Raw genomic sequence first — 15,584 nt, 5'->3', positions numbered from 1 at the left:
GGGCCGCTACGGCGCGTTGCGCTGCACGCGAAACAGCCAGCTGCGCCGCAGCGTGAAGGAGATGGCGTACAGCAGCGCATCCACCCCCAGCTTGGCCGGCAGCGGGGGCAGCTGCCAGCCGTGCACCAGCCAGTGCACCAGGCTGGCCGAGGCCAGCATCAGCGCGCCGGCCAGGGCCGCATAGGCCAGCAACTGCGGCAGCAGCGGCTGCACGTGCTGGCCGCGGAAGACGAAAAAGCGGTTGCCGGCAAAGTTGAACAGCGCCGAGAGGATGCGCGCCACGACCACCGAGAAAAACACCTGCTGGCTCAGCCGCAGCAGCAGCATGAACAGCAACACATCCAGCGCGAAGGAGCAGGCCCCGAGCAGCAAATCCTTGAGCAGTACCCAGTAAATGCGCAGCGAATCGGTCAGCGGGTTGAAGTGCGAGCTGGCGTTGTCCTCGATATACACCGCCTCAATGGGCAGCTCGCGCAGCGGCACCTGTTGCTTGACCAGGTGGGCCAGCATGTGCATTTCGTATTCGTAGCGCTCGCCCTGCAGTTGCTGCAGCTGCGCGAGCAAGCCGATGGGAAAGCCGCGCAGGCCCGTTTGCGTGTCCGAAATCCGCTGCCCGGCCAGCTTGCCGAACACCCAGCGCGTCAGGGCGTTGCCGATGCGGCTGCGCAGCGGCGCGTCTGGCGGCATGGTGCGCGCGCCCAGCAGCACGGCGGCCTGCTCTTGCGCCAGCGCGGCCTGGGCCATGCGCAGCACGTCCTCTGGCAGGTGCTGGCCATCGGCATCGAGCGTGATGACGTAGCGGCAGGCCGCCGCCTCGCCGCCCTGGGCGTGCGCTTGCGCCACGTGCGCAAAAGCGGTCTTGAGCGCCGCCCCCTTGCCGCGGTTGACCGGGTGCGCCAGCAGCTGCACCGGCGCGCCCAGCTGCGCAAACACGCCCTGGCTTTGCGGCCCCGAGCCATCATCGACCACCACGATGTGGCCAAAGCCCATGGCCCGCAAGGCGTCGATCAAGCCCAACAGCTTGGTGTCGGGGTTGTAGGCGGGGATGATGAGGCAGATGGCATTGAGGTCTTGCGACATGGCGGCGCCCGTCGATCTGGGGGTGGCTGGCAACACAGCGGGTTGGCGTGGTCTGTGGCAGCGTGCAAAGCCTCGCCCTGTGCGTTGCGCCTTGCAGCCATCCCAAACCGCTTCTTGCCCATTCGTGCCGAGACTTGGCACAGGCGCTCAAGCCGTGGCGCCTGCGGCGGGCGATCATACTGGAACTGGGCCTGCCCGCAGCCTGGCTGCGCTGGGCCGCCGCGCGCTCACTTGAGCCGCTTGAGCGCGTCTTCCGATGCCTTGTGCAGTTGCTCGATGGCCGCCAGGCGGCTTTGCAGGATGGAGGCATCGACGTGGTCGGCCTGGGCCCCCAGCTGGCGCACCATGTGCTGCCCGGCCTTGAGGCGGTCGATGGCGGCGGGGTAATCCAGCCGCGCGGCCTGGGCCTCGGCCTCGGCGCGGATGGCGCGCAGGGGCTGCTGCTGCGCGGCCCAGATGCGCGCGAGCTGCTGCCATGCGCCGGCATCGTCCGGGTGCTCCTGCAGCCAGCCCTGCCATTGCCCGGCCAGCTCGTCGCGGGCCTGCGCGGCCTGGGCGCTGGGCGCGGCCGCCGCGCCGGCCTGCTCGGCGCCAGCCCCTGTCTCTGCCCCTGTCCAATAAGCGGTGCGCAAAAACAGCTCCGGGCGCTTGCGTTGGCGGCTGTCGATGCCCGCCAGGGCGGCGCGCGCCCAGGCGGCATCGCGCAGGCTCAGCGCCAGCTCCAGCTGCAGCAGCTGCGCCAGCCGGTGCGCGGCGGCATCGCCTGCACTGCGTGCGGACAGCGCATCGGCCAGGGCCTTGGCCTGATCGGCATCGCGCAGCTGCGCGGCGGCCAGCGCGCCGGCGTACAGCCGCCCGGCGTCTGCAGCGGCGGCGCCCGCTTCGTCCGCGCTGCGCGGGGGCGCTGTGGTGCGCGCCAGGGGCTGGGCGCTTTGCACGGCCGAGCGCAGAAAATCCACCTTGCCCAGCGACAGCACGCGCGAGCGCGCCACCACCATGGCATGGGCCATGCTCGTGGCTGGCCGGGCGTGGCGTGGCTGGCCTTGGGGCAGGCGCGCCTGCAAGTCGGACTGGCGCTGCGAGGTCAGCGGGTGGGTGCGCAGGTAAGGGTAGGCGCCGTTGTCATTGAAGCGGTTGGCCTGGCTGAGCTTGTCGAACATGCCGATGAAGCCCGCCGGGTCAAAGCCGGCCGGGGCCATCAGGCCCAGGCCGATGCGGTCGGCCTCCTGCTCCATCGAGCGGCTGAAACTCAGGCTGTTTTGCATGGCCAGCGCCTGGCCGCCTGCCACCACGGCCTGGGCCGCGTCCGGATTCTTGCTGGCCGCCAGGGCCCCCAGCACCATGCTGGCAATCAGCAGTGGCGTTTGCCGGGCGTTCTGCGCGTGCAGGCGCGCAATGTGGCGCTGCGAGACGTGCGAGAGCTCATGCGCCATGACCGAGGCCAGCTCGTCGCGGCTGTCCACGGCATTGATCAGCCCCAGGTGTAGGCCGAAGTAGCCGCCGGGCAGGGCAAAGGCGTTGACGCTGCGGTCCTTGCCCAGCAGCACGCGCCAGGCAAACTGCTCGCCCAGCGCATCGTCCAGCGCGCCTTTCTTGCGCGCGGCCTGCATCAGGGCCAGCCAGATGTCCTGCACGTACTCCTGCAACACTGGGTCGTCGATGTAGTCCGGGTCGCGGTAGAGCTGGCGCGCGATCTGGTCGCCGATGCGGCGCTCATCACCGACGCTGAAGCCATCGGCCTCGCCCAGCGATGGCAGCGCCTGCGCGTTGGCATCGCTGGCGGGCAGGCCGCCCAGCGCCGCCAGGCACACGGCCAGGCATGGGGCCAGGAACAAGGCCCGTGCGGCCTGGCCGGGCCGCTGGCGCTGCCGGGCAGCCGGCGCGCTGCCGGCGGGAAGAGGAGAAATGGCGCTGCGCGCCTGCGCGCGGGGGGAGATGCTGTTCATGGCGGCCTTCGATAGCAAGTGCCGCATTTTGGTTCATTCGCGCCCATCGGGCCACGGCCATGGGCAGGTGTATATTTGCCGCCTTTGTCTCAGAGGCCCAGCCATGCCCATCACGCCCCAGGAAGCCCTGCAACGCACGATCGAGCACCGTGAGATCTTTCACGACGAAATGCTGCACCTGATGCGGCTGATCATGCAGGGCGAGATCTCGCCGCTGATGACAGCGGCCATCATCACCGGCCTGCGCGTGAAGAAGGAAACCATTGGCGAGATCACGGCCGCGGCCTCCGTCATGCGCGAGCTCTCGCTCAAGGTGCAGGTCAAGGACACCCGGCACCTGGTGGACATCGTGGGCACTGGCGGCGATGGGGCGCACACCTTCAACATCTCCACCTGCAGCCTGTTCGTGGCCGCCGCCGCCGGCGCCAAGATCAGCAAGCACGGCGGGCGCAGCGTCTCCAGCAAAAGCGGCAGCGCCGACGTGATGGAAGCCCTGGGCGCCAACATCCAGCTTGGCCCGGCGCAAATCGCCGCCTCGATCGAGCGCACCGGCATCGGCTTCATGTTCGCCCCCAACCACCACCCGGCCATGAAGAACGTGGCCCAGATCCGCCGGGAAATGGGCGTGCGCAGCATCTTCAACATCCTTGGGCCGCTGACCAACCCGGCTGGCGCGCCCAACATCCTGATGGGCGTGTTCCACGCCGACCTGGTGGGCATCCAGGTGCGCACGCTGCAGCGCCTGGGCGCCGAGCACGCGCTGGTCGTCTACGGCAAGGACGGGCTGGACGAAATCAGCCTGGGCGCGGCCACCATGGTCGGCGAGCTCAAGGACGGCCAGGTGCGCGAATACGAAATCCACCCCGAGGACTTCGGCCTGCCCATGGCCAGCACCCGCGCCCTGCGCGCCGACACCCCCGAGCAATCGCAGCGCATGCTGTGCGAGGTGCTGCAAGGCCAGAGCGGCCCGGCGCGCGACATCGTGCTGCTCAACACCGCCGCAGCGCTGTATGCCGCCAACGTGGCCGGCGACATCGCCCAGGGCATCGACCTGGCCCGCCAGGCCATCGACAGCGGCAACGCCCAGCGCAAGCTGCAGGAGTTCGTGCGCACCACCCAGGAGCTGGCGCAGACTGCGGCCTGAGCGCCCCGTGGGGGCAAGCCTGGGCAGGCCGCCCCGTCACCATCAAGCTGCGCGCCAAAGAAAAAAGCCAAGTGAAATCAATCACTTGGCTTTGTTTTTGGCGGAGAGGGAGGGATTCGAACCCTCGGTAGGCTTGCACCTACGCCTGATTTCGAGTCAGGTACATTCGACCACTCTGCCACCTCTCCTGGAACTGGTTGCATGCGGCGCAAGCGCGCGATTCTAGCAGAGGAATGCCGCTGCAGCGGCTTTCAAGCCAGCGCCTGGCGCATGCGTGCGATCACGTCCGCATAGCTGGGGGCATTGAAGATGGCGCTGCCGGCCACGAAGGTGTCGGCGCCGGCGTCGGCGATGCGGCGGATGTTCTCGGGCTTGACGCCGCCGTCGATTTCCAGGCGGATGTCCTTGCCGCAGGCGTCGATGCGCCGGCGCGCCTGTTCGAGCTTGCGCAGGGCCGAGTCGATGAAGCTCTGGCCGCCAAAGCCGGGGTTGACGCTCATGATGAGGATCAGGTCCAGATCGTCGATGACCCAGTCGAGCACGTCCAGCGGCGTGGCCGGGTTGAACACCAGCCCGGCTTTGCAGCCCTTGGCGCGGATGGCCTGGATGCTGCGGTGCACGTGCTCGCTGGCCTCGGGGTGAAAGCTGATGTAGTCGGCGCCGGCGGCGGCGAACTCCGCGGCCAGGGCGTCGACCGGGGCGATCATCAGGTGCACGTCGATGGGCACGGGCGTGCCGTCGGCCTGCTTGGCGTGCGGGCGCAGCGCCTGGCAGATCATTGGGCCGAAGGTGAGGTTGGGCACGTAATGGTTGTCCATCACGTCAAAGTGGATCCAGTCGGCGCCGGCGGCGATGACGTCGCGCACTTCCTCGCCCAGGCGGGCGAAGTCGGCCGAGAGGATGGAGGGGGCAATGCGGTGGGTGGGGCTGGCGGTGCAGTTCATGCGCCGATTGTCGCAAAGATTGCGCTGCGCCCTGGCCGGGCCATTGGGGGCAGGGGATGCGTTTTGGCACCAAGGCGCTACCATCGCGGCCCATGCAGGAAAACTTTTTTGACGTTCAGGTGCGCTGCGAGTATTTGCCGCGCGAGTCCGATCCGGCGCAGGCCGTGTACCGCTTTGCCTACACGATTCGGATTCACAACCATGGTGCGCGCGCCGGGCAGTTGATTGCCCGGCATTGGTGGATTCGCAATGGGCATGGCCAGGTCGAGCAGGTGCGCGGCCTGGGCGTGGTCGGCGGCCAGCCGTTTCTGGAGCCCGGCCAGTCTTTCGAATACACCAGCATGTGCCAGCTGGCAACGCCCCAGGGCAGCATGCGAGGCCACTATCTGTGCGTGGACGAGCAAGGCCAGGTGTTCGAGTGCCCGATTGCCGAGTTCGCGCTCGATGCCGGTGCGCCGGCCGGCGCGGTGGCCAAGGATTTGGTGATCATGGCGCCGGCGCGCAAGTCGCGCCTGCTGCATTGAGGCGGGCCGTGCGGGCGGGGGCGGCCATGGGCGAGTTCGATCTGATTGCGCGCTATTTCCGGCAGCCGGCGCAGGCGCTGCATACGCCGGCCGTGCTGGCGGGCATTGGCGATGACTGCGCGCTGCTGCAGCCGGCGGCGGGGGCGCAGCTGCTGGTCTCCAGCGATACGCTGGTGGCTGGGCGGCACTTTTTTGCCGATACCGATGCCGCGCGGCTGGGGCACAAGGCCCTGGCCGTGAACCTGAGCGATCTGGCCGCCTGTGCGGCCACGCCGCTGGGCTTTACGCTGGCGCTGACCTTGCCGGCTGTGGACGAGGCCTGGCTGCAGGCCTTTGCGCAGGGCCTGCTGGCCCTGGCGCAGCAGTGCGATTGCCCGCTGGTGGGCGGCGATACCACGCGTGGGCCCCTGTCCATCACCATCACCGCCTTTGGCCAGGTGCCGCCGGGGCAGGCCTTGCTGCGCAGCGGCGCGCGCGTTGGGCACGATGTGTACGTCAGCGGCGCCATTGGCGAGGCGCGCGCCGCCCTGCAACTGCTGCAGGGCCATTGGCAGTGTGGCAATGCGGCGCTGCGGGCGCATTTGCTGCAGCGCCTGGAGGCCCCCAGCCCGCGGCTGGAGCTGGCGCGGCATTTGCGTGGCGTGGCCAGCAGCGCGATGGACTTGAGCGATGGCCTGTACGGCGATGCGCAGCATTTGCTGGCGGCCTCGGGGGTTGGCGCCTGCATCCGTGGCGCCAGCCTGCTGGAGACGGCGCCCAGGCTGTGGGCCGCGCCGGAGCTGGCCGCCTGGCCCGAGGCGCAAAGGATTGCGTTCGCGCTGGCCGGCGGCGACGACTACGAGCTGCTGTTCACCGCCCACCCGGGGTTTCGCTCTTACCTGAGCGAGCTGGGGCAGGAGCTGGGCATGGGCGTGCAGCGCATCGGCCAGATCACGCCGCGCCCTGAAGCGGGCCCGGCCCTGCAGGTGCTCGACGGCCAGGGCCAGCCCATGGCCGTGACGGCCGCATCGTTCGACCATTTCGCGGGCAGCCCTTGATCGCCTGCCCTGAAATTTGCCGCGCCTGCATTCCATTCAATAGATCGGCGGCTCGCCCGGCGGCCGCGACTTGAAGCGCTTGTGCACCCAGAAGTACTGCGAGGGCATGGTGCGTATCCAGGCCTCGACCTCGCGGTTCATGCGCACGGTGTCGGCCACGGCGTCATCGGTCGGGAAGTCCTGCCAGTGCGGCAGCATCTCGATCTCATAGCCGCCGGGGGTGACGCGCGCCAGCAGCGGCACAACGCGCGATTGCCCGATGCGGGCAAAGCGCGACAGCGAGGCCACGGTGGCCGCAGGCACACCGAAAAAGGGCACAAAAATGGATTCGCGCGGGCCGAAGTTCATGTCCGGCAGCAAAAACAGGCAGCCGCCCTGGCGCAGGGTTTGCACGATGGGGCGCAGCCCTTGCGCGCGGTTGAGCAGCAGCACCTGGCCGAAGCGGGCGCGGCGCTGCTTGATCCAGGCATCGAGCACGGCATTGGGCTGCTTGGTGTAGATGCTGGCGGCCAGCCGGGTACTACCCAGCGCGACGGCCATGCCCGCCGCATCCAGGCCATAGAAGTGTGGCGCCAGCAGGATCAGCGGGCGCGGGTCGTCCAGCTCGTGCACGGCGCCCACGAGCCGGATGCGCTGGCGCAGCCGCTCGGGCGGGGCCAGCCACAGCCAGCTGCGGTCCAGCCAAGTCTGGCAGAAGTACACGAAGCACTCCTTGGCCCACTGGCGCCGGGTGGCTTCGCTTTGCTCGGGAAAGCACAGCCGCAGATTGGTCAGCGTCACCCGGCGGCGCGGCCTGGCCAGCCAGTACAGCATGCGGCCCAGGCCATGGCCCATGGCGCGCAGCACCGGCAGGGGCAGGCGCGAGAGCACGTGCATCAGGGCGATGACGGCATGGCCGCTCAAGGCATGGAGCCAGCGCATCAGCACAGCCCCTGGCGAGATGGGCGGGCGCTCACGCTTGCAAATCCTCCAGCGATTGGGGCTGCACGGCATCGGCGGGCATGCCGCGCGGGGCCTTGTAGCGGGCATAGCCCCACATGTACTGCTCGGGGCAGGCGCGGATCTGCGCCTCGACGGCGCGGTTGATCTGCTGCACCAGCGCGGCCTGGCTGGCGCTGGCGTCCAAATCCAGCGGCTCCAGGTACAGGCGGTAGCCTGCGCCCCAGGGCAGGCGCTCGCAACGCGCGATGACCACGATGGGCCTGGTCTGCTGGATCAGGCGCGCGGCCATGGTCATGGTGTAGGCCGGCTTGCCGAACACATCGGCCCATTCGCCCATGCCCCAGGGCGGCACCTGATCGGGCAGCAGGCCGACGGCACCGCCCTGGCGCAGGCGGCGCAGCAGCGCGCGCACGCCACTCATGTCGGTGGGCACGGCCTGCTGGCCGTGGCGATTGCGCACGGTCTGCAGCATGCGCGCCAGAAAGGCCTGGCGCGCCGGGCGGTACAGCACCGTCAGCGGCCCGCGCGCCGTGCCCCAGCGCTGCGCCCAGTATTGCGCCACGGTCTGTGAGGACAGCTCGAAGCAGCCCATGTGTGGGGTGATGAACAACACGCCCTGCGGCATGGGCCAGATCTCGTCGAGCAGGCGCTGGGCCTGCGCATCGAGGGCCACGGGCACAGGCGGGCCGTGCCAGACCTTGGGCAGCTCGGCCACCATGCGCCCGGCATGGCCGACGGCGGCGCGCACCTGGGCGAAGCGGTAGCCAGCCTGCGCGGCGTTGTCGATGAAACGCCGCCGGTACGTTGGCGAAGCCAGAAAGACCAGCCAGCCCAGCAGCCAGCCCAGGGCCTGCAAAAGGCGGGCGGGCAGCCAGGAGAGCGTGCGCAGGAGAAAGAACATGAAAGACGGGGCTACAATCGCCTGCTTGGATCCCTTTTTGGGATCGGTCGCTGAGTTAAAGAGCAACTTGCAGGGCGACTGAAAACAATGCTGCTAAAGCGTTCGCCCGGACTCCTTTGCCGAGGGTGGTTTCAGGCAAACGCCTATCAGAACCACTGCCAACGAAAGGAGTTTTTTTATGGCCAACGATTTTCTGTTTACTTCGGAATCGGTCTCTGAAGGCCATCCCGATAAGGTCGCCGACCAGATTTCGGACGCTATTTTAGATGCGCTGCTCGCCCAGGATCCCATGAGCCGCGTGGCCGCCGAGACGCTGACCAACACCGGCCTGGTGGTGCTGGCCGGCGAAATCACCTCCGGCGCCAGCGTCGATTACATCCAGATCGCGCGCGACACCATCAAGCGCATCGGCTACGACAACACCGAGTACGGCATCGACTACAAAGGCTGCGCCGTGCTGGTGGCCTACGACAAGCAAAGCCAGGAAATCGCCCAGGGTGTGGACAAGGCCAGCGACGACGAACTCAACATCGGCGCGGGCGACCAGGGCCTGATGTTTGGCTACGCCTGCGATGAAACGCCCGAGCTTATGCCCGCGCCCATCTACTACGCGCACCGCCTGGTCGAGCGCCAAAGCCAGCTGCGCCGCGATGGCCGCCTGCCCTTCTTGCGCCCCGACGCCAAGAGCCAGGTGACCATGCGCTATGTGGACGGCAAGCCCCACAGCATCGACACCGTGGTGCTCTCCACCCAGCACAGCCCCGACCAGAGCGAGACGGCCACCAAGCTCAAGGACAGCTTCATCGAGGCCGTGATCGAGGAAATCATCAAGCCCGTGCTGCCCAAGGAGTGGCTCAAGGACACGAAATACCTGGTCAACCCCACGGGCCGCTTTGTCATCGGCGGGCCGCAGGGCGATTGCGGGCTGACGGGTCGCAAGATCATCGTCGATACCTACGGCGGCGCCTGCCCGCACGGCGGCGGCGCCTTCAGCGGCAAGGACCCCACCAAGGTGGACCGCTCTGCCGCCTACGCCGCGCGCTACGTGGCCAAGAACATCGTTGCCGCCGGGCTGGCGCGCCAGGCGCAAATCCAGGTGTCTTACGCCATCGGCGTGGCCAAGCCCATCAACGTCACGGTCTACACCGAAGGCACGGGCGTGATCCCGGACGAGCAAATCGCCCGTCTGGTGCAAGAGCACTTCGACCTGCGCCCGCGCGGCATCATCGAAATGCTCGATTTGCGCCGCCCCATCTACGAGAAAACCGCCGCCTACGGCCACTTCGGCCGCGACGAGCCGGAGTTCACCTGGGAGGCCACCGACAAGGCCCAGGCCCTGCGCGCCGCCGCTGGCCTGAAAGACTGATCGGGCGCACACCGAAGAACAAGGCCTCTGAGCCCAAACTTGATCAGGAGCACGGCGTCCATGCGCGCTGTGCTCTTTTTCGTGGCTATGGCAGCGCAGGCGCTCAAGCGTTCAAGTGAAAGCAAATGTTGCGCGCCTGCTGGTCAGGCATTGGCGCAGTGCGATGCCGGGGCGTTGTAGGCGGGCATGGCGCGGCCCTCTTGCTGCGGCGCGGCTGCGCCTGTGCCTGCCAGGGGCGGCGCAGGGGCCGGGCAAGGCCAGGCGGCCGTGGCCGCGTTGCATTTGGAAGCATGGCCCGCTTCGGCGACGCCGGCCGCCGTCCCTATACTGCGCAGGCCCCGGCTTCCGGGGGCCGGGGGCGCCAGGGCATGGCGGCGGCAGCCTCGGGACAAACCATTGCAACGCCATGCCGCACCAAGGGAGATTGATTGATGCCGATCCAATGCACGACGTGGGGGCGCCTGGCCGTTCAGGCGCGCTCTTTCTGGGCCAACAAGCGCCGCGCCCTGGGCGCGCTGGCGCTGGCCGTGGGGCTGGCCCAGCCCGCCGCCAGCTGGGGCTTTGCGGGCGTATTCGACGCCGCTGCGCAGGACGCCTTGCGCGCCGTGGGCGGCGCGCTCTCGTCGCCCACGCCCCCGCCGGCGGCGGCACCGGCCAGCAACACGGGCTACACCTACACGCCGGCATTGAGCGCGCAGGTGCGCGATGAGGTCATCGGCCATTTGGTGAATCTGGGCAAAAGCCGTGGCGCACTGGATGCGCAGGGCGAGCAGGCGCTGCGCGACGCCTTCGGCAAGATCGACCTGGTGGCCTTGCTGGAGCCCGAGCTGAAAAAGCAGGGCTACGCCATGCACGACCTGGGCACCGCGCTGACCACCTGGCTGATGGTGCACTACGGCATCGTGCAGGGCGCCAACACCACGGATGCGCAAAACGCCGCCGTGCACCGGCAAATCCAGCAGCGCATGGCAGGCGTGGCCGACATCCAGAGCATGAACGATGCGCAAAAACAGCGCGTGGCCGAGGCGCTGTACTGGTTTGCCACCCTGGCCCAGCACGGCTACGAGCAGGCCAAGCAGGGCGCGCAGGGCTACTCCGTCCAGGCCGTGAGCGACGATGCGCGCCAGGCGCTCAAAAGCTTTGGCCTCGATGTCGAGCAGATGAAATTGAGCGATCAGGGCTTTGTCACGCAGCCATGAAGCCAGCGCCATGAAAGCGCACGGCGCGGTCAGGCGGGCGGCTGCGCGCGGGGCGCAAGACGCATCACAGGCCTTAGCCAGGCCCTAGAATCGCCCCGTTTTTTGCCCGCCCTGACCCTGTGCCATGCCGATCTGGAAAAAGCCCATCTCCGTCGAACTGCTCAACCAATCCGCCGCCCATACGGCCGTGTCCCATCTGGGCATCGAGGTGCTGGCGCTGGGCGATGACTTCATCCAGGCGCGCATGCCCGTGGACGAGCGCACCAAGCAGCCCTTTGGCCTGCTGCATGGCGGCTGCAGCGTGGTGCTGGCTGAGACCCTGGGCTCGCAGGCCGCTTACTACGCCTCGCCCGAGGGCTGCAACGTGGTGGGGCTGGAGATCAATGCCAACCACCTGCGGGCCGTCACCTCGGGCTGGGTCACCGGCACGGCGCGACCCATCCACATTGGCCGCAGCACCCACGTCTGGCACATCGAGATCGTCGATGAGGCCGGCAAGATGGCCTGCATCTCACGCCTGACCATGGCGATCCTGAATCGCTGAGCTTGGCATCGCAGCGCCAGGCGCTGCGATTCGTGCAGACCGTTCTTCAGGACTGCTGTTGCAGGCGCTGGCTTTGCCAATACACCTCGCCCGCGCCATGGTTGTGGTTGAGGTGGCGAGCCAGCACGAACAGCAGATCGGAGAGCCGGTTCAGATAGCGCCGCGGGCCGGGGTTGAGCGTCTCGCCGCCTGCTTCCAGCGCCACCACGGCGCGTTCGGCGCGGCGCGCCACGGTGCGGCATACATGGGCCTGGGCAGCAGCGCGGCTGCCTGCTGGCAGGATGAATTCCTTCAGGCGCGGCAGCTGGGCGTTGTACTGCGGCAAGGCCGCATCCAGCGCGGCCAGCGCCTCGTCCTGCAGCAGCTGGTAGCCCGGCATGGACAGCTCACCGCCCAGATTGAACAGCTGATGCTGCACGGCCTGCAGCAGCTGGCGCACGTCGTCGGGTAGCTCCTCACACAGCAGCAGGCCGATGTGGCAGTTGAGCTCGTCCACCTCGCCAATGGCATGGATGCGCGCGCTGGCCTTGGACAGGCGGGTGTTGTCGCCCAGGCCGGTGCTGCCGTCGTCGCCGGTGCGGGTGGTGATGGTGCTCAATCGGTTGCCCATGCGCTCTCTCCTGATCAAACCGCTACCATAACGGGTTTTTCACGCCGCCTGCGCCAATGCGCGCGGGCTTTTGGGGAGGGGTTTCATGGCGTTTGCGGGATTGCTGGCCTTGCTCGACGACATTGCCACGGTGCTGGACGACGTGGCTGTGATGACCAAGGTGGCGGCGCGCAAGGGCGCGGCCATGGCCGATGACGTGGCCGTGCTCACCAAGGTGGCGGCGCAGAAGTCCGCCGGCGTGCTGGGCGACGATCTGGCGCTGAATGCACAGCAGGTCACGGGCGTGGCCTCCGAGCGCGAGCTGCCAGTGGTCTGGGCCGTGGCCAAGGGCTCGCTGATCAACAAGCTGATTCTGGTGCCGGCGGCGCTGCTCATCAGCGCCTTTTTGCCGCAGCTGATCACGCCGCTGCTGATGCTCGGCGGCGCTTTTCTGTGTTTCGAGGGGGCGGAGAAAATCCTGCACCGCTGGCTGCACCGCGACGCCGACGCGCATGCCCAGGGTCAAGCCGAGCCGCCCTTGGACGAGGCGGCCAAGATCAAGGGCGCGATCCGCACGGATTTCATTCTCTCGGCCGAGATCGTGGCCATCGTGCTGGGCGTGGTCGAAGGCCGGGCCTTTGCCGAGCAGGCCCTGGTGCTGTCGGTGCTGGCGCTGGCCATGACGGTGCTGGTCTATGGGCTGGTGGCGGGCATCGTCAAGCTCGATGACCTGGGGCTGTGGCTGGCCAGCCGGCGCCAAGCCTGGCGCCAGGCGCTGGGCAAGGCCATTCTCTGGGCCGCGCCCTGGCTGATGAAAACCCTCTCCGCCGTCGGCATGGCGGCCATGTTCCTGGTCGGCGGCGGCATTCTCGTGCATGGCCTGAAGTCTGTGCACCACGCCATCGAGCGCCTGGCGCAGCAGTGGACGGGCAACCCCGAAAGCCTGTGGGTCAACACCCTGGGCAATGGCCTGGTGGGCCTGGTGGCCGGCCTGCTGATCGTGGCGGTGGTGATGGGCGTCAAGCGCCTGCTGGGCCGCGGGCGCTGAGCGCCGGCTCAAAGGCTTGGCGGCTGCGCCTGGCTTGCGCCGGACAATGGCCTGCAGTTCATCCCCATCGACCGGGGATAAGGCTGTGGACAAGATGTCGGCGGTTTTGGGATGGCCCTATGGCGGGGGCTGGGCTGCCTGCAATTTGGGCAGCGCGCCCAGACCTTGACAGGGATGGCCTTGAAAGTCCGCTCAACGCCCCGGCGCGGTTGCCGGGGTGAGCAGAGCATGTTGTGCACTTTGCGCTCTCGCGGGGGGGAAGTTCCTAACAAGGCGGCATGGGCACGGGCGCTGCCTCGCTGGCTGGGGCGGTTGGCTCATCGGCGCTCTTGCGCACCACCATCACCGGCACTTGCACCGAGCCGAGCACGCGGTCGGTGGTGCTGCCCAGCAGGAATTTCTCCAGCCCGGAGCGCCCGTGCGAGGCCATGATGATCAGCGAGATGCCGCGCTCCTTGACGACATCGGAGATGGTGTTTTGCACGATCGAGCCTTCCAGCGACAGGGTCTGCACGGCCAGGCCTTCGGCTTCGAGTTCGGCGCGCGCCTGCTGCAGGGCCTGCTGGCCTTGCTCGCTGGATTCGGCCACGTACTGCGCCTGGCCATAGGCCAGATCCGTGCCGATGCCGGTGAATGGGTAAGGGTCCACCACGTACAGCACCAGCACCGTGCTGCCGAAGGCCTTGGCAATGGCCTTGGCGTGGGCTATGGCGCACAGCGATGTGTCCGTGCCGTCGATGGGCACCATGATGTGGGGGTACAGGGACATGGCGGTGGTCTCCACAAATCGTTGATGGAAAAGGCTGCACTGGCCTGGATCTTCGGACGGGCGCGCCGGCCTGCGGCATGGTAATGGCGCGCGGCATGGTGTGGCGCTTTGACCAAGGGCGGCATTGGGGTTAGGGCAACGCTGAACAAGTCTCTCGCGCAGGGCCGAGCCGCCCTGGGCGCTTTACCTGCGGTTTACCCGGCGCTCAAATGCCGTGCGCCGTGGGCGCGCCACAATGGCGCCGCTGCGCAGGGCAAGCAGCAAAAATCCCCAAAACGTCCAAGAACACAGCGGCGGCTGCGCCTGCACGGCCGCCGCTGCCACGATTGAAACCACGACCATGCAAAAAAAGAACAGGCGCTGGTGGCTGTGGCTGCTGATGCTGCTACTACTGGTAGGGCTGGGCTGGGCCGTGCGCCAGCAGCGGCTGGCGGCCAGCGCCGCCCCGCAGTACGTCACCGCGGCGGTGGCGCGCGGCAGCATCGAGCAGACGGTGCTGGCCTCGGGCAAGCTCGAAGCCTTGCAGCAGGTGAATGTGGGCGCGCAGGTCTCTGGCCAGGTCAAGCACCTGGCGGTGCAGCTGGGGCAGAACGTCAAGGCCGGTGAGTTGATTGCCGAGATCGACTCGCTGACGCAGCAAAACGCCTTGCGCAATGCCGAGGCGGCCCTGACCACGGCGCGCGCCGATCTGGCCGCGCAGCGCGCCACGCTGGTGCAGGCCAAGTCCACCTACGAGCGCCAGCGCCGCCTGCGCGCGGCCGATGCCAATTCGCACGCCGACCTGGAAGCGGCCGAGCTGGCCTACAAAGTGGCGCAGGCCAACATCGAGTCGCAAAAGGCGCGCGTGGCCCAGGCCGAGATCAGCGCCGACACCGCGCGGCTGAACCTGGGCTACACCCGCATCGTCGCGCCCATGGATGGCCAGGTCGTGGCCATCGTCACCAAGGAGGGGCAGACCGTCAACGCCAACCAGTCGGCGCCGACCATCGTCGTGCTCGCGCAGCTGGACACCATGACCATCAAGGCCGAGATTTCCGAGGCCGACGTCACGCGCGTGCGGCCCGGCCAGCCGGTGTACTTCACCATCCTGGGCGAGCCCGACCGCCGCTACGAGGCCACGCTGCGCACCGTCGAGCCCGCGCCCGAGTCGATCAGCAGCGCCAGCACCGCCGCCAGCGCCAGCAATGCCAGCACGACGGCGGCCATCTACTACAACGGCCTGTTTGACGTGCCCAACCCCGAGCACCGCCTGCGCATTGCCATGACGGCGCAGGTCTACATCGTGCAGGCGGCGGTGCAGGACGTGCTGACCGTGCCGGCTGCGGCGCTGGGCGAGCGCGCGGCCGATGGCAGCTATGCGGTGCGCGTGGTCGGCGCCGATGGCAAAAGCAGCCCGCGGCGCGTGCAGGTCGGGCTGAACAACCAGATCACGGCCGAGATCACCGCCGGCCTGCAGGAGGGCGAGCGCGTGGTGGTGGCCGATGCCTCGGGCCCCTCGGCGGCCATGCGCCCCAGCGGCCCGCGCGGCATGCGCCTGTGAGGAGGGCTGGC

Annotated in this window: 15 protein-coding genes and 1 tRNA gene; 8 read left to right on the top strand and 8 right to left on the bottom strand. The window is 68.2% G+C overall.

Translation table 11 applies throughout. From position 1 onward, the window contains the following. Positions 1–6: 6 nt before the first annotated feature. Entirely contained in the window at positions 7–1,080 is a 1,074-nt protein-coding gene (locus CK625_RS05110) for a glycosyltransferase (protein WP_095539221.1), read from the bottom strand. Positions 1,081–1,307: 227 nt separating this feature from the next. Next, positions 1,308–3,026: a M48 family metalloprotease gene (locus CK625_RS05105; protein WP_095539220.1), complete on the bottom strand. Its 1,719-nt coding sequence runs from the start codon at positions 3,024–3,026 to the stop codon at positions 1,308–1,310. Between the two features lie 103 nt (positions 3,027–3,129). Here CK625_RS05105 and trpD point away from each other — a divergent pair, with 103 nt between their 5' ends. Then, on the top strand, positions 3,130–4,170 hold the full coding sequence (gene trpD / locus CK625_RS05100) for an anthranilate phosphoribosyltransferase (RefSeq protein ID WP_095539219.1): 1,041 nt from the start codon (positions 3,130–3,132) through the stop codon (positions 4,168–4,170). A 98-nt stretch (positions 4,171–4,268) separates the two neighbouring features. Here trpD and CK625_RS05095 read toward each other — a convergent pair. Continuing rightward, positions 4,269–4,358, bottom strand: a tRNA-Ser gene (locus CK625_RS05095). A gap of 63 nt (positions 4,359–4,421) precedes the next feature. Further along, positions 4,422–5,114, bottom strand: coding sequence for a ribulose-phosphate 3-epimerase (gene rpe / locus CK625_RS05090; protein ID WP_095539218.1), 693 nt, complete (start codon positions 5,112–5,114; stop codon positions 4,422–4,424). Between the two features lie 92 nt (positions 5,115–5,206). On the opposite strand from rpe, the gene apaG reads away from it, so the two are divergent. Together apaG and thiL are read left to right on the top strand one after the other, a co-directional pair. Continuing rightward, positions 5,207–5,638, top strand: a complete 432-nt coding sequence (gene apaG, locus CK625_RS05085) for a Co2+/Mg2+ efflux protein ApaG (RefSeq protein ID WP_095539217.1) — start codon at positions 5,207–5,209, stop codon at positions 5,636–5,638. Positions 5,639–5,664: 26 nt separating this feature from the next. Next, positions 5,665–6,675, top strand: coding sequence for a thiamine-phosphate kinase (gene thiL, locus CK625_RS05080; protein WP_095539216.1), 1,011 nt, complete (start codon positions 5,665–5,667; stop codon positions 6,673–6,675). A gap of 36 nt (positions 6,676–6,711) precedes the next feature. On the opposite strand, the gene CK625_RS05075 is transcribed toward thiL, so the two are convergent. Both CK625_RS05075 and CK625_RS05070 read right to left on the bottom strand, forming a co-directional pair. Beyond that, positions 6,712–7,596 (bottom strand): lysophospholipid acyltransferase family protein, encoded by an 885-nt coding sequence (locus CK625_RS05075; protein ID WP_172424664.1) that lies wholly within the window; start codon positions 7,594–7,596, stop codon positions 6,712–6,714. Positions 7,597–7,627: 31 nt separating this feature from the next. Continuing rightward, positions 7,628–8,518 carry a lysophospholipid acyltransferase family protein gene (locus CK625_RS05070; RefSeq protein WP_095539215.1) on the bottom strand — a complete coding sequence of 297 codons (891 nt, stop codon included), beginning with the start codon at positions 8,516–8,518 and terminating at the stop codon, positions 7,628–7,630. Positions 8,519–8,696: 178 nt separating this feature from the next. Between CK625_RS05070 and metK the strand changes: the two genes are divergently transcribed. The 3 genes from metK (at position 8,697) to CK625_RS05055 (ending at position 11,627) form a co-directional block, all read left to right on the top strand. Continuing rightward, positions 8,697–9,884 carry a methionine adenosyltransferase gene (gene metK / locus CK625_RS05065; RefSeq protein ID WP_095539214.1) on the top strand — a complete coding sequence of 396 codons (1,188 nt, stop codon included), beginning with the start codon at positions 8,697–8,699 and terminating at the stop codon, positions 9,882–9,884. Positions 9,885–10,315: 431 nt separating this feature from the next. Beyond that, positions 10,316–11,083, top strand: a complete 768-nt coding sequence (locus tag CK625_RS05060) for a DUF6683 family protein (RefSeq protein WP_095539213.1) — start codon at positions 10,316–10,318, stop codon at positions 11,081–11,083. Between the two features lie 124 nt (positions 11,084–11,207). Then, positions 11,208–11,627: a hotdog fold thioesterase gene (locus CK625_RS05055; RefSeq protein WP_095539212.1), complete on the top strand. Its 420-nt coding sequence runs from the start codon at positions 11,208–11,210 to the stop codon at positions 11,625–11,627. A 46-nt stretch (positions 11,628–11,673) separates the two neighbouring features. Here the strand turns inward: CK625_RS05055 and CK625_RS05050 are convergent, their stop codons facing one another. Next, complete coding sequence (locus CK625_RS05050) at positions 11,674–12,237, bottom strand: cob(I)yrinic acid a,c-diamide adenosyltransferase (protein ID WP_095539211.1); 564 nt, start codon at positions 12,235–12,237, stop codon at positions 11,674–11,676. Positions 12,238–12,322: 85 nt separating this feature from the next. Between CK625_RS05050 and CK625_RS05045 the strand changes: the two genes are divergently transcribed. After that, positions 12,323–13,264 carry a DUF808 domain-containing protein gene (locus tag CK625_RS05045; protein WP_095539210.1) on the top strand — a complete coding sequence of 314 codons (942 nt, stop codon included), beginning with the start codon at positions 12,323–12,325 and terminating at the stop codon, positions 13,262–13,264. Positions 13,265–13,529: 265 nt separating this feature from the next. On the opposite strand, the gene CK625_RS05040 is transcribed toward CK625_RS05045, so the two are convergent. Continuing rightward, entirely contained in the window at positions 13,530–14,027 is a 498-nt protein-coding gene (locus tag CK625_RS05040) for a universal stress protein (protein ID WP_095539413.1), read from the bottom strand. A 346-nt stretch (positions 14,028–14,373) separates the two neighbouring features. On the opposite strand from CK625_RS05040, the gene CK625_RS05035 reads away from it, so the two are divergent. Then, the gene (locus tag CK625_RS05035; protein ID WP_095539412.1) at positions 14,374–15,573 is read left to right on the top strand and encodes an efflux RND transporter periplasmic adaptor subunit; all 1,200 of its coding nucleotides are present in this window, start codon (positions 14,374–14,376) and stop codon (positions 15,571–15,573) included. Positions 15,574–15,584 lie beyond the last annotated feature (11 nt).

It is taken from the genome of Vandammella animalimorsus (assembly GCF_002285265.1).
Taxonomy (GTDB): Bacteria; Pseudomonadota; Gammaproteobacteria; order Burkholderiales; family Burkholderiaceae_C; genus Lampropedia.
Note: the sequence above shows the minus strand (reverse complement) of the source record. Positions and strands in the feature narration are given on the sequence as shown.

Excerpts from the sequence above, each read along its gene's own strand:
- apaG (WP_095539217.1), top strand. The coding sequence starts at position 5,207 with ATGCAGGAAAACTTTTTTGACGTTCAGGTGCGCTGCGAGTATTTGCCG.
- CK625_RS05070 (WP_095539215.1), bottom strand. The coding sequence starts at position 8,518 with ATGTTCTTTCTCCTGCGCACGCTCTCCTGGCTGCCCGCCCGCCTTTTG.
- thiL (WP_095539216.1), top strand. The coding sequence starts at position 5,665 with ATGGGCGAGTTCGATCTGATTGCGCGCTATTTCCGGCAGCCGGCGCAG.
- metK (WP_095539214.1), top strand. The coding sequence starts at position 8,697 with ATGGCCAACGATTTTCTGTTTACTTCGGAATCGGTCTCTGAAGGCCAT.
- CK625_RS05055 (WP_095539212.1), top strand. The coding sequence starts at position 11,208 with ATGCCGATCTGGAAAAAGCCCATCTCCGTCGAACTGCTCAACCAATCC.
- CK625_RS05050 (WP_095539211.1), bottom strand. The coding sequence starts at position 12,237 with ATGGGCAACCGATTGAGCACCATCACCACCCGCACCGGCGACGACGGC.
- trpD (WP_095539219.1), top strand. The coding sequence starts at position 3,130 with ATGCCCATCACGCCCCAGGAAGCCCTGCAACGCACGATCGAGCACCGT.
- CK625_RS05045 (WP_095539210.1), top strand. The coding sequence starts at position 12,323 with ATGGCGTTTGCGGGATTGCTGGCCTTGCTCGACGACATTGCCACGGTG.
- CK625_RS05105 (WP_095539220.1), bottom strand. The coding sequence starts at position 3,026 with ATGAACAGCATCTCCCCCCGCGCGCAGGCGCGCAGCGCCATTTCTCCT.
- CK625_RS05060 (WP_095539213.1), top strand. The coding sequence starts at position 10,316 with ATGCCGATCCAATGCACGACGTGGGGGCGCCTGGCCGTTCAGGCGCGC.
- CK625_RS05110 (WP_095539221.1), bottom strand. The coding sequence starts at position 1,080 with ATGTCGCAAGACCTCAATGCCATCTGCCTCATCATCCCCGCCTACAAC.
- CK625_RS05035 (WP_095539412.1), top strand. The coding sequence starts at position 14,374 with ATGCAAAAAAAGAACAGGCGCTGGTGGCTGTGGCTGCTGATGCTGCTA.
- rpe (WP_095539218.1), bottom strand. The coding sequence starts at position 5,114 with ATGAACTGCACCGCCAGCCCCACCCACCGCATTGCCCCCTCCATCCTC.
- CK625_RS05075 (WP_172424664.1), bottom strand. The coding sequence starts at position 7,596 with ATGCGCTGGCTCCATGCCTTGAGCGGCCATGCCGTCATCGCCCTGATG.